This is a genomic window from Haladaptatus sp. AB618 (assembly GCF_024136965.1).
In the GTDB taxonomy this organism is placed as follows: Archaea; Halobacteriota; Halobacteria; order Halobacteriales; family Haladaptataceae; genus Haladaptatus.
The window spans coordinates 112,227-134,519 of the sequence record NZ_JAMYJX010000007.1 but is presented as its reverse complement, the minus strand read 5'-3'; the positions used below and the strand labels follow the sequence as shown (position 1 = coordinate 134,519).

Annotated in this window: 23 protein-coding genes and 1 tRNA gene; 11 read left to right on the top strand and 13 right to left on the bottom strand. The window is 58.7% G+C overall.

From position 1 onward, the window contains the following. Positions 1 to 51: 51 nt before the first annotated feature. The 3 genes from NKF26_RS19245 (at position 52) to NKF26_RS19235 (ending at position 2,955) form a co-directional block, all read left to right on the top strand. Positions 52 to 1,182: a S8 family peptidase gene (locus tag NKF26_RS19245; protein ID WP_253234754.1), complete on the top strand. Its 1,131-nt coding sequence runs from the start codon at positions 52 to 54 to the stop codon at positions 1,180 to 1,182. A gap of 106 nt (positions 1,183 to 1,288) precedes the next feature. Then, the gene (locus NKF26_RS19240; RefSeq protein ID WP_253226298.1) at positions 1,289 to 2,401 is read left to right on the top strand and encodes a S8 family peptidase; all 1,113 of its coding nucleotides are present in this window, start codon (positions 1,289 to 1,291) and stop codon (positions 2,399 to 2,401) included. Positions 2,402 to 2,622: 221 nt separating this feature from the next. Beyond that, a complete protein-coding gene (locus tag NKF26_RS19235) occupies positions 2,623 to 2,955 on the top strand; it encodes a BsuPI-related putative proteinase inhibitor (RefSeq protein WP_253234753.1) in 333 nt (110 codons plus the stop codon). A gap of 12 nt (positions 2,956 to 2,967) precedes the next feature. On the opposite strand, the gene NKF26_RS19230 is transcribed toward NKF26_RS19235, so the two are convergent. Beyond that, positions 2,968 to 3,903, bottom strand: a complete 936-nt coding sequence (locus NKF26_RS19230; RefSeq protein ID WP_253226296.1) for an NAD-dependent epimerase/dehydratase family protein — start codon at positions 3,901 to 3,903, stop codon at positions 2,968 to 2,970. 157 nt (positions 3,904 to 4,060) lie between these two features. Here NKF26_RS19230 and NKF26_RS19225 point away from each other — a divergent pair, with 157 nt between their 5' ends. The 3 genes from NKF26_RS19225 to NKF26_RS19215 all read left to right on the top strand — a co-directional run bounded on the left by NKF26_RS19225 (position 4,061) and on the right by NKF26_RS19215 (position 6,559). Next, the gene (locus NKF26_RS19225; RefSeq protein WP_253226295.1) at positions 4,061 to 5,629 is read left to right on the top strand and encodes a Na+/H+ antiporter NhaC family protein; all 1,569 of its coding nucleotides are present in this window, start codon (positions 4,061 to 4,063) and stop codon (positions 5,627 to 5,629) included. A gap of 41 nt (positions 5,630 to 5,670) precedes the next feature. Beyond that, positions 5,671 to 6,216, top strand: a complete 546-nt coding sequence (locus tag NKF26_RS19220) for a tRNA (cytidine(56)-2'-O)-methyltransferase (RefSeq protein WP_253234752.1) — start codon at positions 5,671 to 5,673, stop codon at positions 6,214 to 6,216. 79 nt (positions 6,217 to 6,295) lie between these two features. After that, the gene (locus tag NKF26_RS19215; protein ID WP_253226293.1) at positions 6,296 to 6,559 is read left to right on the top strand and encodes a hypothetical protein; all 264 of its coding nucleotides are present in this window, start codon (positions 6,296 to 6,298) and stop codon (positions 6,557 to 6,559) included. A gap of 53 nt (positions 6,560 to 6,612) precedes the next feature. Here NKF26_RS19215 and NKF26_RS19210 read toward each other — a convergent pair whose 3' ends face one another. The 3 genes from NKF26_RS19210 to NKF26_RS19200 all read right to left on the bottom strand — a co-directional run bounded on the left by NKF26_RS19210 (position 6,613) and on the right by NKF26_RS19200 (position 9,125). Further along, positions 6,613 to 6,939 carry a hypothetical protein gene (locus NKF26_RS19210; RefSeq protein WP_253234751.1) on the bottom strand — a complete coding sequence of 109 codons (327 nt, stop codon included), beginning with the start codon at positions 6,937 to 6,939 and terminating at the stop codon, positions 6,613 to 6,615. A gap of 75 nt (positions 6,940 to 7,014) precedes the next feature. Continuing rightward, entirely contained in the window at positions 7,015 to 7,677 is a 663-nt protein-coding gene (locus tag NKF26_RS19205; protein ID WP_253226291.1) for a helix-turn-helix domain-containing protein, read from the bottom strand. A gap of 254 nt (positions 7,678 to 7,931) precedes the next feature. Continuing rightward, positions 7,932 to 9,125: a serine hydrolase gene (locus NKF26_RS19200; RefSeq protein WP_253234750.1), complete on the bottom strand. Its 1,194-nt coding sequence runs from the start codon at positions 9,123 to 9,125 to the stop codon at positions 7,932 to 7,934. A 187-nt stretch (positions 9,126 to 9,312) separates the two neighbouring features. On the opposite strand from NKF26_RS19200, the gene NKF26_RS19195 reads away from it, so the two are divergent. Beyond that, positions 9,313 to 9,969 (top strand): hypothetical protein, encoded by a 657-nt coding sequence (locus tag NKF26_RS19195; protein ID WP_253226289.1) that lies wholly within the window; start codon positions 9,313 to 9,315, stop codon positions 9,967 to 9,969. 137 nt (positions 9,970 to 10,106) lie between these two features. Here NKF26_RS19195 and NKF26_RS19190 read toward each other — a convergent pair whose 3' ends face one another. The 3 genes from NKF26_RS19190 to NKF26_RS19180 all read right to left on the bottom strand — a co-directional run bounded on the left by NKF26_RS19190 (position 10,107) and on the right by NKF26_RS19180 (position 11,862). Next, a complete protein-coding gene (locus tag NKF26_RS19190; RefSeq protein WP_253234749.1) occupies positions 10,107 to 10,457 on the bottom strand; it encodes a hypothetical protein in 351 nt (116 codons plus the stop codon). Positions 10,458 to 10,553: 96 nt separating this feature from the next. Beyond that, the gene (locus tag NKF26_RS19185; protein WP_253234748.1) at positions 10,554 to 11,279 is read right to left on the bottom strand and encodes a helix-turn-helix domain-containing protein; all 726 of its coding nucleotides are present in this window, start codon (positions 11,277 to 11,279) and stop codon (positions 10,554 to 10,556) included. A 31-nt stretch (positions 11,280 to 11,310) separates the two neighbouring features. After that, entirely contained in the window at positions 11,311 to 11,862 is a 552-nt protein-coding gene (locus NKF26_RS19180; protein WP_253234747.1) for a quercetin 2,3-dioxygenase, read from the bottom strand. A gap of 361 nt (positions 11,863 to 12,223) precedes the next feature. Between NKF26_RS19180 and NKF26_RS19175 the strand changes: the two genes are divergently transcribed. Next, positions 12,224 to 13,192: an oxidoreductase gene (locus tag NKF26_RS19175; RefSeq protein WP_256487757.1), complete on the top strand. Its 969-nt coding sequence runs from the start codon at positions 12,224 to 12,226 to the stop codon at positions 13,190 to 13,192. Here the strand turns inward: NKF26_RS19175 and NKF26_RS19170 are convergent, their stop codons facing one another. The 5 genes from NKF26_RS19170 to NKF26_RS19150 all read right to left on the bottom strand — a co-directional run bounded on the left by NKF26_RS19170 (position 13,193) and on the right by NKF26_RS19150 (position 17,877). Then, positions 13,193 to 13,870 (bottom strand): helix-turn-helix domain-containing protein, encoded by a 678-nt coding sequence (locus tag NKF26_RS19170; protein WP_253234745.1) that lies wholly within the window; start codon positions 13,868 to 13,870, stop codon positions 13,193 to 13,195. It lies immediately after the preceding gene. Positions 13,871 to 14,154: 284 nt separating this feature from the next. Further along, positions 14,155 to 14,736 carry a hypothetical protein gene (locus NKF26_RS19165; RefSeq protein WP_253226283.1) on the bottom strand — a complete coding sequence of 194 codons (582 nt, stop codon included), beginning with the start codon at positions 14,734 to 14,736 and terminating at the stop codon, positions 14,155 to 14,157. Between the two features lie 487 nt (positions 14,737 to 15,223). Beyond that, positions 15,224 to 16,309, bottom strand: coding sequence for a hypothetical protein (locus NKF26_RS19160; RefSeq protein WP_253234744.1), 1,086 nt, complete (start codon positions 16,307 to 16,309; stop codon positions 15,224 to 15,226). Between the two features lie 336 nt (positions 16,310 to 16,645). Then, on the bottom strand, positions 16,646 to 16,963 hold the full coding sequence (locus NKF26_RS19155; protein WP_253226281.1) for a HalOD1 output domain-containing protein: 318 nt from the start codon (positions 16,961 to 16,963) through the stop codon (positions 16,646 to 16,648). A gap of 839 nt (positions 16,964 to 17,802) precedes the next feature. Then, positions 17,803 to 17,877: transfer RNA gene (locus NKF26_RS19150), tRNA-Val, on the bottom strand. A 90-nt stretch (positions 17,878 to 17,967) separates the two neighbouring features. On the opposite strand from NKF26_RS19150, the gene NKF26_RS19145 reads away from it, so the two are divergent. After that, the gene (locus NKF26_RS19145; protein ID WP_253226280.1) at positions 17,968 to 19,272 is read left to right on the top strand and encodes a hypothetical protein; all 1,305 of its coding nucleotides are present in this window, start codon (positions 17,968 to 17,970) and stop codon (positions 19,270 to 19,272) included. Here the strand turns inward: NKF26_RS19145 and NKF26_RS19140 are convergent. Beyond that, positions 19,269 to 19,508: a hypothetical protein gene (locus tag NKF26_RS19140; protein ID WP_253226279.1), complete on the bottom strand. Its 240-nt coding sequence runs from the start codon at positions 19,506 to 19,508 to the stop codon at positions 19,269 to 19,271. The two genes, NKF26_RS19145 and NKF26_RS19140, sit on opposite strands and share 4 nt — an antisense overlap. A gap of 112 nt (positions 19,509 to 19,620) precedes the next feature. Between NKF26_RS19140 and NKF26_RS19135 the strand changes: the two genes are divergently transcribed. Continuing rightward, positions 19,621 to 20,574, top strand: coding sequence for an MBL fold metallo-hydrolase (locus tag NKF26_RS19135; protein WP_253226278.1), 954 nt, complete (start codon positions 19,621 to 19,623; stop codon positions 20,572 to 20,574). After that, positions 20,571 to 22,289 (top strand): adenine deaminase C-terminal domain-containing protein, encoded by a 1,719-nt coding sequence (locus tag NKF26_RS19130; protein ID WP_253234743.1) that lies wholly within the window; start codon positions 20,571 to 20,573, stop codon positions 22,287 to 22,289. Before NKF26_RS19135 ends, NKF26_RS19130 begins: the two co-directional genes overlap by 4 nt. Positions 22,290 to 22,293 lie beyond the last annotated feature (4 nt).

The following is a 22,293-nucleotide window of genomic DNA, read 5'->3' as shown; positions in this document are numbered from 1 at the left end:
TACTAAATACTAGAAATAAATATTATACAGGGTTGGTCTCTATTTGTTTTGATGACGGACGAAACACGAGTTACGACTCGTCGGACCGTATTGAAAGCGACCGGTGCATCGATGGTTGCCGTTGGTGCGAGCGGCGTCGCCGCCGGAGCGGATGGGCTTCGGGAGGTAAACGTCGGCTTCGAGACACACGCCGGACGACGGATGGCCCGTGAAGCGGCGAGCGACGTGGTGCGAGAGTTCGACTCCATCGACGCGATGACGGTTCGCGTTCCGGCGAACGCGATATCGGCGCTCGAATCCGCGCCCGGCGTGGCGTACGTCGAGGAAAACGGGGCGATGCACGCGCTCCTTCAGGACCTTCCACACGGCGTGGACCGTATCGACGCCGACATCGCCATCGAGAGCGGCTACACCGGTGCGGGTGCGGATGTGGCCGTCGTGGATACCGGCATCGACTCGAACCATCCGGACCTGCAGGCGAACCTCGGGACGGGGAAAGCCGTCGTCGGGAGTTCGTGGAGCGACGACAACGGCCACGGGACACACGTCGCGGGAATCATCGGTGCCGCGAACGACGGTCAGGGCGTCGTCGGCGTCGCACCGGAAGCGACGCTCCACGCGGTGAAGGTGCTGGATAGCAACGGCAGCGGATCGTATTCCGACATCGCGGCGGGAATCGAGTGGGCGGCGGACCAGGGTTACGACGTCATCAACCTGAGCCTCGGCGGCGGGTCCGGGTCCTCGACGGTCGACTCCGCGGTACAGTACGCCTACAGCAACGGTTGCCTGCTCGTCGGTGCATCGGGTGGGTCCGGTCCGTGCACGTCCTGTGTCGGCTACCCGGCCTCGTCGTCGGAGGTCATCGCGGTGAGCGCATCGAACACCGAAGACGACATTGCCAGCTTTTCGAGTCGAGGCCCGGAAATCGAACTCATCGCGCCCGGTAAAAGCGTCAACTCGACGTACTGGGACGACACCTACCGAACCCTCTCGGGGACGTCGATGTCGACGGCGCACGTCTCCGGCGCGGCGGCACAGATGATGGCCACGGGGTACACGAACACGGGCGCACGCCAGCGACTCCGTGAGACGGCGGAGGACATCGGTCTGTCGAGCGACGAACAGGGCTACGGACTCGTGGACGTCGCGGCCACCTTGGGACTTGATTCGAGCGAGAATTGAGCGACGAACGACGTCGAGACGGATTATTCCAGAAGAGGATATTTTTTATTAATCTAGTAATCCAAGAAAAAAATTTAAGAGAGCGTGCTACATGATTTCAGTCGCAATGCCACGCAATGAAAAGGCGGTTTCACGACGTAACGTACTCAGGGCGACCGGTGGAGCGACGGCAGGATTGGCTGTCACGGGATTCGCAAACGCGAAACCGACGGACAAGGTACGGGTCAACGTCGGGTATCGTGGGAAAGCAGGAAAGCGGGCGGCGATGGACGCATCGTCGAAAGTTCACCACGATTTCTCGTTCGACGCGGTGACGCTCGAAGTACCGAAGAAGGCCGTCAAAGCGCTCCAACGACGGAGCGAGGTACGCTACGTTGAGGAGGACGGGACGATGCACGCACTCAGCCAGACCCTTCCGTGGGGCGTGGACCGCGTGGACGCCGATGAAGCACACAGCGCCGGATACACGGGCGCGGGCGCTGACATCGCCATCATCGACACGGGGATCGACTCCTCGCATCCCGACCTGGACAACAACATCGGCAGCGGGACCTCGTACACCAGTTCGAGCTGGGAGGACAACAACGGCCACGGGACGCACTGTGCCGGTATCGCGGCCGCGGAGGACAACAGCCAAGGTGTCGTCGGCGTCGCACCCGAGGCCACGCTCCACGCCGTGAAGGTACTGAACAGCAACGGGCGCGGATCGTACTCCGACATCGCGGCGGGTATCGAATACGTCGCGAATCAGGGATGGGACGTCGGGAGTCTGAGCCTCGGCGGTTCGTCCGGTTCCTCCGCGCTGCAGGACGCGGTCTCGTACGCGTACGACAATGGCGTCTTCCTCGCCACGGCGGCCGGGAACTCCGGACCGTGTACGGACTGTGTCGGCTACCCGGCGAAGTACAGCGAATGTGTCGCCATCAGTTCGACCAACTCCTCGGACGGTCTCTCGTACTTCTCCAGCACCGGATCGGAAGTCGAGATCGCCGCACCCGGCAGCAGCATCTACTCGACCTACTATCAGGACTCCTACGAGACGCTCTCGGGAACGTCGATGGCGACCCCGCACGTCGCCGGTGCTGCAGGCATCCTGATGGGCCAACTCGGCTACTCCAACACGGGTGCCCGAAGCCGCCTCCAGAACACCGCGGAGGACCTCGGCCTGTCCAGCAACGAGCAGGGCTACGGCCTCCTCGACGTGTACTCGGCGGTCTAATTTCGACGACCGCATCATCACCAACACGCCGTTCTCATCAGCTGACGGCCATATCCTCAGATGACGGCCATATCCTCAGCTGACGGCCGTATCTCCATCCATATTACCGGCGGCATTTTTCATCGGAGGTTCCGAATCAGCGAGTCCGAAGAGAGAAAGAGAGGGAAAGAATTGGGGCGAAGGGGACAACCTTTTCGAACTAGCGAAACGAACCGGAAATAATGACGCTCGAAAGCGAAGTAACGGCGACGCCGACGGACGGAACCGTCGAATTCGAACTGCGGGTGAAAAATACCGACACTGACCCCACGAACGTGACGTTCCGGAGCGGCCTCAAGGCCGATTTCGCCGTTCTCGACGACGGCGCAGAGATCTGGCGCGCGAGCGACGGGCAGATGTACACGCAGGCGCTCCAGAACGTAGCGTTCGACCCGGACGTCGAGAAGACCTACTCCGGCGGATGGCCCGACGCGAAACCGGGCCAGTACACCGTCGTTGCGACGCTCGAAATCATGGAGGAGGACGTGGAAGCACGGACCGATTTCAGGGTCTAACCGACTTTCCACTCAGTTCCTCAGTTCGTCGTACAACTGTTCTGCCGCGCGTCGAACCGCCTCGTCGCTGCTCTGGGAGGGCTTCCAGCCGAGCGCCGACAGTTTCTCGATGGAGAGGCGCATCTTGGGTACGTCGCCCGTCCATCCACGGTCGCCGCCGGTGTACTCGTACTCGGGGTCGAGTCCCATCACGTCGGCCACGATGTCCGCGATGGTGTTCACCGAGGTGGTCGTCCGCGTCCCGAGGTTGTACGTGTTCATCGCCTCGTCGGCGTTCTCGACGACGTAGCGGATGGCCTCGGTACACTCGGTGACGTGCATGTAGGACTTCTCCTGTAGGCCGTTGCCGAGGATTGTGAGAACATCCGGGTTGTCGTCCAGTTTCTCCACGAAGTCCGGGACGACGCCAGCGCCGAACCGCGGGCCGACGATGTTCGCGAAGCGGAAATTCCAGACGGTGAAGTCGTACGAGTGGGCGAACGTCGAGAGGAGGGCCTCCTCGGAGAGTTTCGCGGACCCGTAGATGCTGATGGGTTCGAGCGGCGCGTAATCCTCCGGCGTCGGCCTCGGTGCCTCGCCGTAGACGGTCGAGGAGGAGGTGAAGACGAAGTTACTCACGCCGACCTCGTCCATCCGTTCGAGGATGTTGTACGTCATCTCGCCGTTGTCCTCGAACTGCGGGCGCGGGTCGTCCGTGTTGACGTACTTGTCCGCCGCCGCGAAGTGGAAGACGGCGTCGAAGCCGCTGTCGATGACTTCGGCGACCGCCGACTCGTCGGTCAGATCCGCTTGCACGAACTCGGCATCGCTGGGAATCGACGATTCGATTCCGTTAGAGAGGTCGTCCGCGACGACGACGTCGTTGTCCGCAACGAGGTCATCGACCATCTGAGAACCAACCAGACCGGCACCGCCGGTTACGAGGATCCGCTTTCCTGTAAGCTGCATGCTCGCTTGTGTGATTGTTTCCGGCAAGTGTGTTCCGGTCCATCGTCCGCCCCCCCCGAAACGAGGTTTCGGATCGGAAACGACGTCGTGTAATATTATCTAATTTTTCACTGAACGCCAATAACGCTTATACATAAATATCGAAATGGTTTTCGGTATGACTGCTGAGACATACGGATTGATCAGCTTACTCCCGGCGTTGATCGCCATCGTGTTGACCCTCACCACGCGACAAGCGCTCCTCTCCTTGTTCGCCGGGATTTGGCTCGGTGCGACGATTCTCGTCGGGTGGAATCCCATCGCCGGTGCCGCCCGAGGGTTACAGTTCGTGGTGGCGAACGTCACCTCGACGTTCAACGTCAAACTGCTGTTGTTTACGTTCCTCATCGGCGCGATGCTGGGGATGATATTCCTCTCGGGGGGCATGAGTTCGGTGGCGGACGCCATCGTCAAGCGGGTGGGTTCGAGTCGGCAAGCCCGGTTGGGGACGTCCATCCTGGGAATGCTCATCTTCTTCGACTCGTACGCCAGCACGATGATTTCCGGGTCCGTGATGCGCCCCGTTACGGACCGATTTGACGTGAGTCGGGAGAAACTGGCGTACATCCTCGATTCGACCACCGCGCCGACCGCGAGCATCGCGGTGGTCTCGACGTGGCTCGGTTACGAGGTCGGCCTTATCAAACAACAGTTCGACGCGCTGGGAATCGATAAGGAACCGTTCATCGTGTTCGTCCAGTCCATCCCGTTCCGCTTCTACAGCCTCTTCGCCATCGTGTTGGTGTTCATCATCGTCCTCACCGATTGGGACTTCGGCCCGATGCAGGCCGCCGAACGCCGCGCTCGAGAGAAAGGGAAAGTCCTCGGCGACGACGCCAATCCGTTGATGGAGACACAAGCGAGCGACATCGAGACGCCCGACCACGTCGATCCACGCTGGTGGTATTTCGTCTCCCCCATCCTCGTCCTCATCTTCGTTACCGTGTTCAGCCTCTGGTTCACCGGGGGAGGAATGGAAGGCGGTTCGTTCAGCAACGCGCTCGAAGACGCCGACACGGCGAGCGCCATCCTGTGGGCGGCGTTCGCGGGGTGCGGGACGATCCTCGCCATCCTCGTCGGTCACGCCCGCATCGAACTCGACGCGGTGAGCGACTCCATCTTCGAGGGATTCAAGATGGTGATGTTCCCCGTCGCCATCCTCTCGCTGGCGTGGAGCATCGGCTCGGTCAGCCAGAAACTGGGCGTCGGCGACTACGTCGTCAGTATCTCGCAGGGTATCATCACGCCCGAACTGCTCCCGGCCGTTATCTTCCTGAGTGCCGCGATCATCAGCTTCTGTATCGGCACCTCGTGGGGGACGATGGCCATCCTGTTCCCGGTCGCCGTTCCCTTGGCGCACTCGCTCGGGTCACCGCTCGTGATGGCCATCGGTGCCATCCTCACGGGGTCGCTCTTCGGTGACCACTGCTCGCCCATCAGCGACACGACCGTCATGTCGAGCATGTTCGCCGCCAGCGACCACGTGGACCACGTCAACACGCAGATTCCGTACGCGATACTCGCGGCGGCCATCGCGACTGGAGCGTTCCTCATCAGCGGCTACACCGGAATTCCGGTGAGCGCCACACTCCTCCTCGGTGTCGCGCTGTTGATTGGCATGACCTACTTCCTCTCCGAGTACGTCGGCGTCACCGACGAAATCGGCGTCGCACAGGCTTTCGAGTGAGATTCGAAACCCCCTAACCGAACCGGTTCCTTTTTCGGCGCATGCACGACGAACCGTCGGTCACGGTCGTTCGCCTCGGCCACCGGCCCGGACGCGACGAGCGAATGACCACCCACGTCGGACTCACGGCCCGCGCGCTCGGGGCGGACGAGGTCGTCCTCCCCGACAACGCGGGACAGTCACGGGACACCATCCGCGACATCACCGACCGCTTCGGCGGACCCTTCGATGTCGAGTGCTCGGGCAGCCAGAAGGCGCTCATCCGGAATTGGGAGGGGAAGGTCGTCCACCTCACGATGTACGGCGAGCGCGTGCAGGACGTGGAGGATGAGATTCGGGACGCCCATACGGGAGACGAGGAACCGCTTCTCGTCGTCGTCGGTGCGGAAAAGGTCTCGTTCGACGTGTACGAGGCCGCCGACTGGAACGTCGGCGTGACGAACCAACCGCACTCGGAAGTCGCCGGACTGGCCGTCTTCCTCGACCGACTGTTCGACGGCCGCGAACTCGACCGCGAGTGGGAGGACGCCCAACAGCGCGTGATTCCGAAAGCGACCGGCAAGCAGGTCGAACCGGTCGACGAATAGGTCAACTGTTTCGTAACGTTGGAACCGCCGTTCTTGCTCGCCACAAAGCGTTTATTCGACCGCCATAATTCGGAACGCGATGTCTCGAATCGAGTCCTCCAACCGTCGAATCGTCGGCTTCGTGGTCGCCCTCCTCGGATCGGCCGTTCTCATGTTGACACACCCGAGCGCCGGGTCTATCTGTTTCGGAAGCGGCGGAGCCACCGACCACATCGTCCTAAGTTGGCAGCAAGTCGGCGTTGCGTACGGTGATTGCATGTGGTCAATTTCCCCCGCTGGATTTCTCGGAGTAGGTCTGTTGGCTGTCGTCGTCGGTGTGACGATGGCGTGGTGGGATCAGTAAAAAACCAGTATCTCGCCGCCGACAACCTCGTTTGATGAGACTGATGCTCGGCGTCAATTCCGGCAGTGATCGTACGTCTCGTAGTCGAGACAGAGATCCAGCAGTCGATCGACCATCGGTGAAGGCGTTCGCAAACGGACCACGTTCTCCTCTTCGTCGTGTTCGATGACTCCCATGGCGACCAGTTTGGGAAGGTGAACGTGTTGAAGGCTCACCATCGTGCGCCGGTGGGTCTCGGGTGTCATGTCCAGTTCCTCCGATTCGGCGACGATGATGTCGGTGAGTGCGTCGAGGGAGGCATCCCCGTCGAACGTTTCGAGGAGGTGGTAGAGAACGAGACGACGGCGATAGTGCGACAACACATCGAACGAACGACTCAATGGGGATCCAGGGTCCATCGTGCGGAAATATACCGCTCGCCGATGGGTGTGCCCGTGGGTTGACGACTCAAATCTTTATATCGGGTCCTCCGTGACGGAGTTCCCGACCAGTGTGGCGGTTCCTTTGCGCAGACGGACCGACAACGCTTGTGCGCTGATGTCGAACTCGTCGGCGAGTTCTTCGAGGGTCGTTCGCCGTGGCACGTCGAAGTAGCCCGTTTCCAGCGCTCGGTGCAACGCGTCGTATTGGAGTGAGGTCAGCCCCGTCCCTCCCGAATCGTCCGCACTGCTGTACAGCGCATCGACCGAGACGCTCCCGAAGTTCGCCTGCCACCAGTCGATGGACGACGTGAATGCCTCCCGATCCGGCACGAGGAGCCTGACTTCCCACCCCTCGAACGTCCCGACTGCGTCCAGTAGAATGACGCCGCGTTCGATCCACGCCGAACCCGGAGCGACGGTGATCGCCGCTTCGGCGAACTCCACACGATAGAGACGACGAACGTCGTCCTCACGGGGGGTGTCCTCAGAGAATTGTTTGACCTCCGTAATCGACGAGTCGTTTCCCACAGCCACTTCGAATTCGTCGTCTTCGCCCTCTTTCACCCAGAGCAACAGCTGAATAGTCTTCCCGTCGTCGATGCTTCGCCCACGTTCCACTTCGATGGTCGTGTGGGGACACGCCGTCAGTGTCGCTTCGAGAATAGATGTTTGAAGTGAGAGTTCAGCAGTGAGCACATGTTCCCAGAGACAATGAAGGGACAAATCCTTCATGGTCGCGTCTACATTTCGAAAACTTATTTAAAAATAATTTCCCGTTCTCGAATATAATACAAAATTTATCGGTGGGGTGAGTTGTAAATACTCCCGAACAGTGTCGATACCTGGACTGACTGAACTATCGTGTTGACGGTCGAACTGCATCGATTCCGCGCGAACGGTATCGGGAGGTCGTGTAATCCGTATCACCTCCGTCGGGACCGCCAGTCCAATCAGTCGAGGCAGTCGTATAGCGCATTCCGAAGGGCCCTCTCTCGGGGGTCGTCCCACAGTCGCGGCTTCATTCGGTTCGGGGCGTACGCGAACCCAAGCCCTTCGTCGGGGTCGGCGAAGGCGAACGATCCCCCCGCTCCGGGGGTGCCGAACGCGGCCGTGGAACGTCCGAACCGAAAATTGGATGACGGCTTCGAATAGCCGAGCGAATAGGCGGATTCGGTTTTCAACACGAGATCCTCCGGTCCCTGTCGCGGCGGGTTCGCCGGCCGTCTCAACTCGTCTAACGTGTCGGTCCCGATGTCCAGATTTCCGCCATCGGTGGCGAGCATCCCGTATATCTCAGCGATATCTCTCACGCGACCGATGCCGTTACCCGATGGAATCTCGACCGAGCGGTACGACGGCCGATCGAGATCGGCGGGCGAGTCGATCTCGAAACAATCCAACGCACGACTCGACAGCGACCGTGGCGATAGTAGCGAGAGAACCATCCGCCACGGGAACTGCCGTATGTGTGTCACGATCTCGGCGACGCTGTAGCCGTCGATTTCGGCGATTCGATTCCGGGAGACATCGTCGGGAAGTCCGACGTAAAACTCGGCGTCGAGCGGCGCGGCGATCTCGTCGGCGAAGTACTGACCGAGGGTTCGTCCCGCAGGATCCGTCCTTCTGATGAGTTCGCTCTCGTACCACCCAAGGGTGAACGAGTGGTAGCCGTGACGGCGTCCCGGCGTCCATTCGGGACGCTTCGATGCGAGCATCGACGAAAGGGTCTCGGTATCCGCGATGCGTTCGGGATTCAGCTTCCGTCGTGGTGCCGCAACTCCCCCCTGATGGGCGAGTAGTTCACGGATCGTGATTTCGTCCTTTCCGTTCTGACCGAATGCAGGCCAGTGGGTGGCAACCGTATCGTCGTACTCGAACAACCCGTTCGACCGTGCATGCGCGACGGCCGTCGCCGCCATTCCTTTCGTCGTCGAGAAAACGAGAACGAGCGTGTCCTCGGTCCACGGCCCCGAGCAGGCGACGGTGCGAAATCCCCCCCAGAGATCCACCACCTTCTCCCCCTCGAGATACGCTGCACAGGCGGCACCGAGTTCGTCTCGACGCCGGAAGTTTTCCACGAACGTTTCGGCAACCGGTTCGAATCCCGGAGCAACCGTTCCGTGTATCGAAGGCGGCGACGTCATATGTGAGTTAGCACGATCAGTTGTGAAATAAATTCGGAGTGTAGATCCCCTGATTCGTCGAAGCAGCCTATCGTGCCCCGTGTCCTCGACGAACCGGATGAAAGCTATGATCGTAAATCGTCTACGATGAGTTGTGATCTAACTGAAACTATTTACTCCCTCGATTCAACGGTCAACTCATATCAAGATGAGTAGAACATCATCAGCTATCGAAACGGATCTAAACGCTTCAAGCGGCTTCATCGATATTACCTCCGAAGCAGTTTCGACGGTAATTCACACGCCCCTCATCTTCGGGTTGTTCTTGATCACCGGTCTTTCCGGACTTCTTTCTCAGACGTTCTCTAATTTCTTCTCGCTCGTTGCCGGGGCACTCGGGATAATTATGGCGTTTAACACCCTGGGTGGAGACGTCGAAAGCCAGCGTTCCTTCCCCGTCCGTGTTTTCTTTGTGCTGATTGCTGGAATCGTTGCGGGAATACTCGTCTTCATCGGGGCACTGTTTCTCGTTATTCCCGGTATCTATCTCTCCGTGCGTTTCCAGTTAGTCACAGCGACGATCATGCTGGAAGACTGCGGCCCGATAGAAGCACTACAGCGCAGTTTTTCTCTCACGAAGGGACACGCGTGGACCATTTTTGGTGTGACAGTTCTGATTGGGATCGCGTCGATTCTCCTCGGTGCTGTCGGGGCAGTACTCGTCGTGGGAGTTCCGAGCGGTTCGGTGAGCTTTAGCACGTATCAGGAGTTATTACGTATTGGCAGTGTGGTCTCCACGATCGTGGTAAGTCCAGTGAGTGTGGGAGCTAGCGCGGTCATGTATGGTCTGTACAGTCGAGAATAATCCCTCTGCGGTAGAATGCCCGGAACGAACTCGTACGCCACTACCGCTTGTTACACCGATATTGCGTGAGACGCTTTTCTATCACGTTCCTCTTCGCTGTTTCGCGTAGCGACTCCAGTTCGCCGCCCCCCGATTCGTCAATCAATGTCAGACTCGCCCTCCTCATCGACGGGAATCTGCTCTTGCTGCAGCAACGCTTCGAGACGTGGGCGTTCAGTATACGAGATGAGTTGCAGTGAAGGATTATACTCGATCACACCATGATCTGCCAGTTTGGGGAAGGAGATGTGATGAAGATGGATCTTCAGTCGCTCTCGATTCGTGCCAGTGTGTGTCTGTAGATGTTCTACGATGGTTTCGAGTGGAACGGGTTGATCAGCGTTCGAAATGAGATAGGACAGGATTTGACGACGTTGTTCGTCCGCGAGGAGTTTAAATAAGACGTCCAGCGAACGTTGTTCGCTTTCGTCGTTTGGCGACGTGTCCATCTTGATCAGGACTACTGGAACAGGATGTATAAGGTCTTGGTCTGTTCGAACAGGACTCACTAAATAGAACGAAGGAAGTGAAAGGGGATCCGAAATTCAGGATTCGGACGTACCAAACAGCACGTGTTCCACGATTGCTTCGACTCCGTGTCGGATTCGGTCGGATAGCGACTGTTGGGTGATATCGAGTTCGGCCGCCAGTTCCGAGAGTGTGACCTGCCGAGGCGTCTTGAAATACCCGCGTTGGAATGCGAGCACGATGGCTTCTCGTTGTTTGTTCGTGACGATGGTTTCGAGTTCAGATGCTCCAGCCTCGCTCAATGAATGCATTTTGCCAAGTGTGTACTGGATCTCGTTCTCACGGCTGATGTTATGGAACTTCGTCAACTGGTCTTGAGAGGGGAACAGCAATTCGAACTCCCAGTTTTCGTTTCCATATCCGTGCGCGCTCCGAATAATGCCCTCCGTGATGGTGAGTCCTTCCAAGAATGCTCCACTTGGGATATCCCAATTGAGGAGATACAAGCGACGGTCCTTCACTTGGTCGATTGCAACGAATTGCTGGACGTTGGTGTCGTCTCGAACGCGCTGTTCGAAGGCATCTAAGTCACCGTCCCACGCCCAAAAGATAGGCACGACTTCGCCCCCGACAGGAACGATGCGTTCGAACTCGATATGAAGGTCGCTGTCGGCAGTGAGCATCGTTCCTAACGGGAAGCTCTCCGGAGGGAGAGACAACGCAACAATAACCGCCATGCAGTCATTCACTATGTATAGCGTATTAGTGATTTGGTTGGTACGAGAGATATCGTTACGACTCAACCGCCGGATTGTAGCTTTCGACCTCGGTGCCTCATTCGTGGCTTTCTTCCTCCTCATCCTCCGTAGCTAGCAAATTCGGAACATTCACCTGAGACTGCGTGTGTAGGTCACGAATTCGTTGTCGAAACTCCTCTTCTCGTTCCGAATCCGCTTCTCGTACGGCGTCCGGGGGCGGAAGACGACGTTCTGTCGCTGGTGTGCCAAGCATCCTGATGTTGTCATCGAAGCCACCTGGAGTATACATGTTCAGCGCACGTGCCGAAGGAGACTCGATGCGGAAGGCGTGAGGTGTATTTGGAGGGATCCAGACCGCATCACCTTCGCTCGCGGAAATCAGCTCGGTATCGACCTGAAACGTTATCTCACCTTCTTGAATGTAGAAACATTCGTGCGAGCGTTCGTGAATATGTGGTGGCGGTCCACCTCCTTCCGGCATCAGTTGTTCAATCATCGTGAACATACCCATCGTTTCGTCAGCCGAGATAAGAATGCTCCATAGTATTCCGTTCCGCCAGAAATCGGGCGCGTCTTCCGACGCAGTTACGAACGCCTCCGGACCGGTGTAGCGGTTCGACTCGGTCATGGTGCCATTCCCGTTTGTGAGCCGTAGAGTGTTGTTTCGACCATTTCTACCACACATCGGTAACGGCCGGAATTTCATTAACGATTGTGATGGATGTGTCTACGTCTTCAAATAGTACGGGAGATAGAATACTCCCAGTCCGGTAATCGAGGCCCATCGCTTCTCACACCTCGTTTGTCAGCAACCGACGGTTCTGTAACCGGAGAAGACCCGGAAATTCGGCTCCTGGTCACGAGTACGGCTCAACAGTGGGAGACGCCGATGTCCATCCAAATTCACACTGATACTATACGAGATACTATTTAAACAAACTTGTATATTAGCACAGGACTCAGGCCAGTAGACGAACTTCGATCATCGTATGGAAGCGACAACAGAATCGAACTGGACTGCAACGAATATGCCCGACCAATCCGGTCGTACAGTCATCATCACTGGTGCGAACAGCGGGCTTGGGCTTGAAGCGACCAAAGCATTCGCGCGGAAAGGTGGGCACGTCGTCATGGCGTGCCGGAGCCTCGACCGGGCAAATCGTGCACGTCGAAAGATCGAGTCGATGGTCAGCGATGCGTCGTTGACGGTGCTCGAACTCGACCTTGCAAGCCAAGCATCCATCCGACAGTTCGGTACCGAGTTCGAGTCCGAGTTCGACCGCCTCGATGTGCTCCTCAACAACGCAGGTATAATGATGACGCCGTATTCGATGACAGAAGATGGGTTCGAACGACAACTCGGCGTTAACCACCTCGGACACTTTGCGCTCACTGGACTCCTCCTCGACCACCTCGTGGAGACCGACGGAGAGACCCGTGTCGTCACGCAGAGTAGTATCGCCCATAAGTCCGGGTCTGGCGAAATCCACTTCGACGACCTCAATGGAAAACAGTCCTACAGCCGATTCGAAGCGTACGCGCAGAGCAAACTCGCAAATCTGCTGTTCACCTACGAACTGGACCGCCGACTTCGCGCGGTTGGGGCCGACACGATTGCTGTCGCCGCCCATCCAGGCTCGTCGGCGACCGAACTTGCAAGCGGCGACACGGAGATGGATACATCCGTCATTCAACAAATCGTCCGGAAATTCGTGAACACCTTCATGACGCAATCCGCCGTCGCCGGTGCACTTCCAGCGCTCTATGCGGCGACAGCGGCGAACGTCGACGGCGGTCACTACATCGGCCCGGGCGGGCTCTTGGAGATGCGAGGGAACCCGACCCACGTCGTCTCGAACGCGACGTCGTACGACCACGCTACTGCACGCCGCCTTTGGGAGGTTTCTGAAGAGTTGACCGGAGTCACGTTCGAGTTCGAGGAACCACAGCCCGCATAGCTACCGAGTGTGTTGGGTTACCGATTGCTCCGGTCCGAGCGTCTGACTGATGAGTTGATTCTCGGCCCGGCGGAGAAGGTCGGACGCGGACGGGCCGGAAATTCCGAGTTCGTTAGCGAGTTCCTTCGTCGACAGGGTGCGCGGAGAGTCGTAATATCCACGGGCGAACGCGAGCGAGATTGCCTGATGCTGTTTCTCCGTGAGTCCAAACTGATCCCGTTCTCCGGGATTTTCGGGATCCGCTGCGATGTTCAACAATTTGAATGGGATGTTTTGGGCCGCACACAGATCTCGGTGGGTTTTGAACGCTTCGTAGTCGGAGAACACCTTCTGATGTCTCACCCCTTCGGGGGTAACCGCCGCGTTCATCAGTACGCCCTTGAACGCCTCGTGATCGTGTGAAGCAGCGAGGCCGGATTCATCGTCGATGGTCAATCGATAAAACCACCCCTCGGCCGTCCGTCCGAGTTTTTCCGTGTCAACGACCTCTGGCTGTGCGTCTACTTCCCGCTCGAACGCCTCTCGCGAGTCGTCGGTCATGGTCACCGCGACGAGAAGCCGTTCATCTTCGAGCGGGACGATGTTGGAGATGGATATTTCGTTACTCGGGATCGAGCATGCGAGATCAACCAACGGGAGCGCTCGATCCGCGAGGAGAATCTCTGCGACGATTGCCATAGGGAGTAGTCGGAGTCGAGATGGTTTATCTACACTGCTCGCCGTACACAGCCCCTGCTTAACTGAACATACTAAGAAAGAGACGGCCTATGTCTTCTGTAACCGCTCATAGAGATACTACACCACACCCACCCGTCACAGCGACCAACAACGGCCACGTGCGCGTCGGTTCGCCAATCCTCTCAAGTGAACATCCGCTAATACTCGAAAGTGATGGCTATCTGCGAATGCAGAATTCAGAGGGACTGTAGGACGACCCCCGAAAAGTCGCATCTTTCGAGGGCTCAGAGAGAGGCAAGTGAGTGGATTCCAGCGGGAACGCTTCCGACTCGCTGCCATTCGCCGTTCGTCGTTCGTTGCAAGACGCTCCCGCTCGATCCAGCGGCCGTACTCATGTTGATCGTTCGATCAGTCTCCTCAGAGCTGAACACCGTCCCTGCGACCACCTGTCCATCGATGACGGCCCACGCGTCTATTACTTCCTTCGGCCCACCAGGATACGGTACCTCTGTAAGCGATTCGTCGTCAGTCGATTCGTACAGTACCGCGTCCGCACCGCCACTCCAGGACGGTGGCGCATCGCGTGCTGCAGACGCGTATAGATTGCCGTCGTGGGTGATCGATTTCCGGAAATACGGTCGGTCACCCGTATCGAGACGAGACCACTCCTCACCCCAATCTTCCGTGCGATAGAGGCCACCTGATTGTATTCCGTCTGTACCCAGATATCCGGTAGAGACGACGAACTCATCTGGAGATAGCATGTGAACGTGGTGGATGTCGTCCGGAACCGGATCGTCCCGCTCAACCCAACTCTCGCCACTGTCTTCGGTTAGATGAAGCTTGCCAGCCTCGATGCCGACCACCAGCCTCTCGGGGGCGGTCGGGTGAATTCCGAGGGCACGGAGTCGAGGGGGGATATCACCGGGGGCTGTCCACTTCGGCCGTGACGGTTGTTCTTGGAGCGTTTTAACTTCGGACCACGTTTGTCCACGATCAGTGGAGCGGTACAGGTGTGCTGGCGCTGTCCCTGCATACACCTCCGTTGCTGTTGCACACACCGACCACACTGAATCAGTCGGTACTCCTAGATCATTCCACGATTCGCCATTATCGGGTGAGTGGTACAGCCCTGACGTCGTCGCCGCGAATATTCCCTCCGCAGTATCGAAGGTCCGTATCTCTGTTACGAAACCCGCATCGAGAACCTGTTCTACAGTCTCGAACGGGATGGTACTAGCCCGATAGACTCCATCTGATGTTCCGATTAACGCTGTCATGTTACTGTGATTGTCGTCCGTTGTGAGTTATTCGGCGGGAACGTAATCCGTGGAACAATGCTTTTCGGACCGATCACTCGTCTCGAATACTGGTCGCAGCGACCGAACGAGGTTGCTGTTCACGGTATCTATCCTTCCATGACAGGTCGATTTCGTCCCACGTTTCCCCGGAATCCGTCGATCGATAGAGGCCACGGTTCGTCAGGGCGTAAAACGTACCTGATTCATCGGGTATCGTTGCGAGAACAGGCACGAAGAGACCGGCCGGATCCGGAAAGCCATCCGTACATTGCTGCCAGAGTTCCTCGCCTTGTCGTCGATAGACGACCGAGTATGGGTCGTTGGGTTCGTCGTGCGTGCGAACCGCTTCGTCTTCGATGTCATGCGCTCTACCCGCCCCCGGCGAGGTCGTTATGACACGGGTGTCCGGGTCGCCGGGGTCGACCGCAACGGCCCATCCGTAGTGCTGTTCGAGGCCTTCGGGTGAGTAGACCCACGAGTCACCGCCATCGGTACTCTCCACGTATTCATGGCCCTCCTCTAGCAAACCGTCTCCCGCAGTGGCGTACACCCGATTCGGTGCATCTGGGTGAGTTGCGAGCGTATGTGCATCGAATGGTCCATCGGGTACTCGATCAACCCATGTCTCACCTCGGTCGCTGGTCCTCACAACCGCTCCAGCTTCGATACTGACGTGGAGTCGCTCAGGAACGTTTGGATCCGGTTCGATCCAGCGGACGTGATGGGTGTCCGGACGGCCGGGGAACGACCATTCCGTCGCTGAATCGAGATCCGTGAGGCCGTGACACTCGTTCCACGTGTCCCCACCGTCATCTGACCGGTATACCGCACTCGGTTCCGTTCCTGCATAGACCGTTCCGTACTCCCCTGGTCGATCCTCTCCAGCGACGGCGATCGCCATGACTCGCGACGACGAGAAATCGGAGCCGATCTGTGACCAGGAATTGCCACCGTCTACTGTTCGCCACAGTCCATCGTTGAATGTCCCGAGGTACGCACGCTCGGGGGCGTATGGATCAACGGCAACAGCGTACGGCCGTTCATTGCCATCGAAGTATCGATTGGCGTCCCAGTTCCCACCTCGTCCTTCGATTACGAGCAATGCGTAGTCCAACGCGGCGTAAATTCGGGTTGTCATGTGATTGTAGTTGCTTTAGTTGCCGGGTCCGGTCTACTTCACTCAACCACGTGCGGTTCAGGCGCGTCGTAGTCGTGCCGGAGCGGTGGCAGTTCTGTGTCCGATTTTCCGGACATCACGCTTCCAATGTCGTCGCATAGTCTGAAAATGATTTCCTGAACTAATTTTTGGTAGTTTTGGTGCCACTTTTGTGGCGAAAACCACTGTCTGAGTGGTTGAAAACGGGCTCCTGAGAACAGGGAGTACGAGGGGAACACACAAGTCGTTCGGCGAGACGGAAGCGAAGACACTGTTCTTCGTGTTCACGAGCGGGGCGATCAGTTGCCGCTCTCGTACTCAGATTTCTTGGCCGTCGTCGAGCAGTGTTGCCTGTACATCACCAGCACTCGTAACTACGACTTGGCACCCGCTGTACTCGAAAACGATACGTCCAGTCGTTTGGGACGTATCATCCAACGGTGAGTCGAAGAGTTCCTCAAGAGCGTCTGGGTTAATCGTCTCGTAGATTGGTGGGAGCGACGATGTTTCAACCTCTTTCTCTGCAGCAACCTCGCGAACGATCGCTACTGGGAGTGAATCTATTTCACCGCCGTCGGTGAGTTTCGGCTGAATTGGCTGGGTAGTGTCTGACAGTGGATTAGTTGAATCAGTCATGGTTTTGGATTCTCTAATCGAATCAGTCGATATCGTGATATTTTGTAGCACTTACTTTGCTGAGTATGCTGCTACCGGGCACGCATCCTTAAAATAATCGGGTTCGAAACTGCCATGTTTGATCATAGCCAACAATCGTTCTTCGAGTTGTTTAGAAAAAATTGGATACGGTATTCATTCGAAATACTTCGGTACATTTTGGATCAGGCGTACAGCGTCGGATGTTATGCCGGTTGACTCGATGAGACCACGAGGCGTCCATTCGACTAATCCAGCATCCCCGAGAAGAGGTAGATGTTGATGTCTGAGGGCCAGCGCAATCCGCTGACGATCGGAGTCGGAATACTGCTCTAACTCTTCACAAACTGCCGCAGCTACATCGGCAACTGGTTGTGGTTCATTCGTAACGTTGAGATACAGGAGTGTGTGGCGACGATATGAATGATTCACTGCCCGTAAGATCGTGTCGAGATCCAGTCGTGGCTCGGAATCCGTTTTTCTCCAATGCGCCGTTCCGTTGTTCATCCTACGATTGTATCCTGACATTTCTTTGGATGATGGTAGCATTTCACAGGGCGATACGGAGGTATATTATTGTAGAATTGACAAAGGTGTTTTTCTAGTATTGTAAAACAAGAACGCCAACATATTTATTATTTATGAGACTCCGAAATGAGTCCAAAGTCGAGAGAGAGAGAGAGCACCCATCAACAAACCAACTCGTTTGTGTTCAACGACCCACCCTGTAGACAGCGCGGTAATTACCGAATCGATTTGCCACTCGTCTGTGACGAGCGGCGTAGACGCGCCGCTCATCGGTTACTCGTGGCAGAAATTGATGGGTCGGGGCAGATTCGAACTGCCGATCTGCTCCGTGTGAAGGAGCTGTCATAACCGGACTAGACTACCGACCCGCTCACTTTTTCGTTTTCCTGCACCGGACTTAAGGCTTGCTTTCGAGGGCGGCCGGTACGACCAAGGGCCAGCGATTCCGACCCCCGAACATGACCGACTGGAACGTGGTGAACGTGGCCGATGCGGAGCCGGGCGTTCGGGACGGCGGGAAACCCCTGAACGAAGTGCTTTCCGCGCACACCGGTCCGCGGACGAAGTTCGTGCTTCCGGAGGGACGCTACCACCTCGACGGGCGGTTCTACCACAACGACGCCGAAGCGGTCGCGGTGGTGGGCGACCCGCACGCCACGCTGGTCGTGACCGACCCCGACCAGCAGTACGGGCTGGACGTCGGGGGCGATTGGGGCGTATCCGCCGAGTCGTCGGCCACGACGGTCGAGATTAGAAACCTGACGTTCGATATGACCGCGGAGGACGTCGGGGCGCAGGCCATCTCGGCGCGGGCGAGCGACGACCTGCGAATCGAGAACGTGGCGGTCGAGGGTGAGTGTGCATCGGCGGGCAAGAAGGCCCTCGGGGCGATTTACGCGGCGGTCACGCACCCGGATGGGGTGGGCGAGGTGAACGTCTCGCTACCGGACGGATGTGCGTTCCGGCCCGACGCGTATCCGAACCAGTCACCCGCGGAGTCACAGACCAGCCATCCGATCGGTATCAGCGTTACCGACGACCACCGCGGCGAACTGACGTTCCGCGACTGCCACGTCGAGGGGTGGGTGAACAACGGCGGCTACCTCGCGGGCGGGACGGGACCGTGTTTCGTGGAGGGAGGCCTGTGGAAGGGCAACGGGAACGCGAACCTCCGGTTGGGTGATGGCGACGAAGCCAGCGGCGTTGAAATCGAGGTGGACGAGACCGAATACACTGGCTGTGGACTCTGGTTACAGGAGGGCGACGCACGCGTCTCGAACGCCGAGATTCGCCTGCCGGACTGCGACAACGACGGGCTCCGGATTTCGAGTCGCTCCGCCCGCGTGCGCGACCTAAAGATCGAGTGTGAGTCCTCGGCGCGTGCCATCAAGGTCAACGACGGGGACGGTCCGGTCGTCTTGGAGAACGTGGAACTGGTGGACTCGGGCGACGGCGCGATTCACGGCTACTGCGTGGAGCTATGGCGCGACGGAACCGAACTCCGCGACTGCCGGTTTGCCTTCCGAAACGGTACGGAAAATCGACACGGTATCAACGTCCTCGGCGAGGGAATCGTCTTCGATGGCGTGACGGCCACCCACGACGCGGACGGGAACGCGACCATGCTCGTCAAGGCCGACGACGTGGCGTTCAGGAACTCGACGTTCCGTGGCCGTGTCGATGTGGATCGAAAAAACGCGTCGCCCCCGCACGTCGAGGGCGGCGACTTCGCGGACTGTGAGTGTATCGGATTCGAGGTCTAACTCATCCGCTTTCTCGCGTCCCGGACGGCGTCGCGGGAGCGTCGTTTCGCTTCGTGCTCCACGCCACGGAGGTTTCGTCGCATCTTCTCCCGTCGGTTCGGCTCCGGCGGTCGTTCCCGTCCGGTCAGTTCGCGGGCTTTTCGCTCGGCGGGTTGCAGTTCCTCACGGAGACCACGCCCGATATGACTCCCGGCAAGTCGGAGGTGGTACCACGCGTCTTTGAAGTGTGTGTTCATGGCTCTCCCAATTATGTCCTTACGCTTGGGTCAGATATAATCGTTCCGTCGGAATTCGGCGGGGACCCCGGTTCAAAAACGGTTTTACCACGGGCAAAGAAAGGAGATACGTATGTTTACGCGGCTTTCGATTCCGACGCCGTTCCAAATCGGACCAGTGAACGCCTACTTGACGGGGCGGACGCTGGTGGACCCCGGTCCGGGAAGCGAAGAGGCATGGACTGCACTGCTCGACGGGTTGGAGGACCACGACCTCAGTCCGAGCGACGTGGAGCAGGTGCTCATCACGCACCCGCATCCGGACCATTTCGGCTTGGCAAAGCGGCTTCGTGAATCGGGCGCACGGGTCGTCGCCAGCACCGCGGCAGCGGACATTTTGGGGAATTTCGACGACAGATTGCGGTACGAACAGGAGTACTTCTCGGATTTCTTCGACCGGAACGGGATGGCGGCGACGACCGCCCAAACCGTGACCAACCTTCCGGAGGCGTATCTCTCGGCCGCCCCGAGCGTCGAAACCGACCTCGCACTCGACGACGGCGAATCGGTCACGGTCGAGGGTATCGAGTTGACTGCCGAGTTCGTTCAGGGACACTCCGCCGGGGAGACCATCTTCACGTTCGAATACGAGGGCGAATCGATGGCGGTCGTCGGTGACCACGTGCTCGGTGATATCACCCCCAACCCGTTCCTTCAACCGCCGATGGAGAGCGGTGGAAAGCGCCCGCGTATGCTTCCGTCGTTCAACCGCTCCCTCTCGAACCTCCGCGAGCGCGACCTCGACCACATCTTTCCCGGCCACCGTGAAGAGATCGATGACCCCTCCGAGCGGATCGGCGAAATCCTCGACTCCCACGAGGAGCGAACCCGAAACGTTCGCACGCTCGTGGACGACCCGACGACGGCGTTCGGCGTGATGGAAGGGTTGTTCGACGATCTGCCCGCGACGGAGTACTTCCCCGGGATGAGCGAGGCGGTCGGCCACCTCGACGTGCTCGAAGAGCGCGGGGAAGTGAACCGACACGAACAAGGTGGCGTCGTGGTGTACGAGGGAGTAACTAAATGAACGAACTGCAACCCGTCACCCTCGGCGACGAACCTGCCGACCTCGTGATTCGGAACGGTCGCGTTCTCTTGCCGGAGTTGTGCGAGTTTCAGGCCCGCGATGTGGTCGTGAAGAACAACCGCGTCGCTGCGCTGCCGGAGGATGGAACCGACGCTATCGGCGACGAAACCCGAGTCATCAACGCCAGTGACCGCGTCGTGACGCCGGGATTCATCGACGCTCACACGCATATCGATTTGCATCAGACGTTCGAGAACGCCTATCACTACGCCCTCGAAAGTGGAACGACGACCGTCATATCGGAGGTTTCGGGTTTCGGGTTGTCGTTCGGCGCGGAAGGCGTCGAACAGTTGCTCGCCGCGACGTCGTACCTCCCGATTCGGGTGTACGCAACGGTTCCGCCGCAACCTCTCATCGACACGTTCGAACCCGCACGCGGGAACGCGGAATCGCTCACCAACCTCCTCGGTGACGCTCGCATCGTCGGCGTCGGCGAGACCGACTGGATTCACGCCGTCGGTCGGGACTCCCCGACCGAGGACCTGTACGAGCGCGCCCACATCGAGGGCAAAACCGTCAGCGGCCACGGTGCTGGCTGTTCGGGAGAGAAACTCCAAGCGTTCGCGACCGTCGTCGACGACGACCACGAGTCGATCACGGGCGAGGACATCATCGAGCGCATCGAGAACGGTATCCACGCCGTCGGCCGTTGTGGCTCGATTCGTGACGACATGTCGGCAGTCGGCGAGGCGTACGAGGAAATCGGCGCGGCCGAAATCTCGCTCTCGACGGACGGAATGTGGCCCCGGGAACTCGTCCGGGAGGGATACATGGACGTGGTGGTCCGCCGGGCGATCGAGGAGGGCGTCTCGCCTGCGGACGCAATTCGCATGGCGACGCTCAACCCTGCCCGCCACTTCGGCCTGTCGAACCTCGGGTCGCTCGCTCCGGGCAACATCGCCGATATCCTGCTCATCGACGACTTGGAAACCGTCAACGTCACCACCGTGATCAACGGCGGCGAGGTCGTCTACAACAACCACGAGATGGCCGTCGCGCCGCGTTCCTACGAGTATCCCGACCACTTCTACGACAGCGTGAACGTCAGCACCGATCCCGACGAGTTCCGCGTTCCCGCGGACGTGGCCGTCGACGGGGAGGTTCGCGCCATCGAATATCGCGAAGGACTGCTCTCGGGAGAGACGAACGTCGTCCCACCGGAGGAGGACGGCGAACTCGTCGCTGCGCCGGAGGACGGCCTGTTGAAAGTCACGCTCCTCGACCGGCATCCGGACGGGGACGGAACCGGTTTCACCGGCTTCGTTACCGGATTGGGACCGATCGAGGGTGCGATTGCAACCAGTCTCACGTGGGAGACGCCCGGCGTCATCGCCGTCGGTAGCGGTGAAGACCTCCGTCGTGCAGTTTCGCACGTCAACGAGATGGGCGGTGGCTGGGCGGTCGTCAGGGACGGCGACGTGATCGCCGAACTCCCGACGCGAGTGGCCGGGGTGTGCTCGGACCTCGAAGTCGAGGAAACCGCAAAACTGTACACCGCAATCGAGAGCGCGCTACGGAGTCTGGGCACGGACGTCGAGCGTCCGATGATCGGAATCCAGACGCTCACGTTCCCCGGCGTGCCCTCCCTCAAGATGTCCTTCTCGGGCTATGCCGACATCTTCTCGCGCGAAATCGTCGGCTTGACGCCGAACTAGGCGT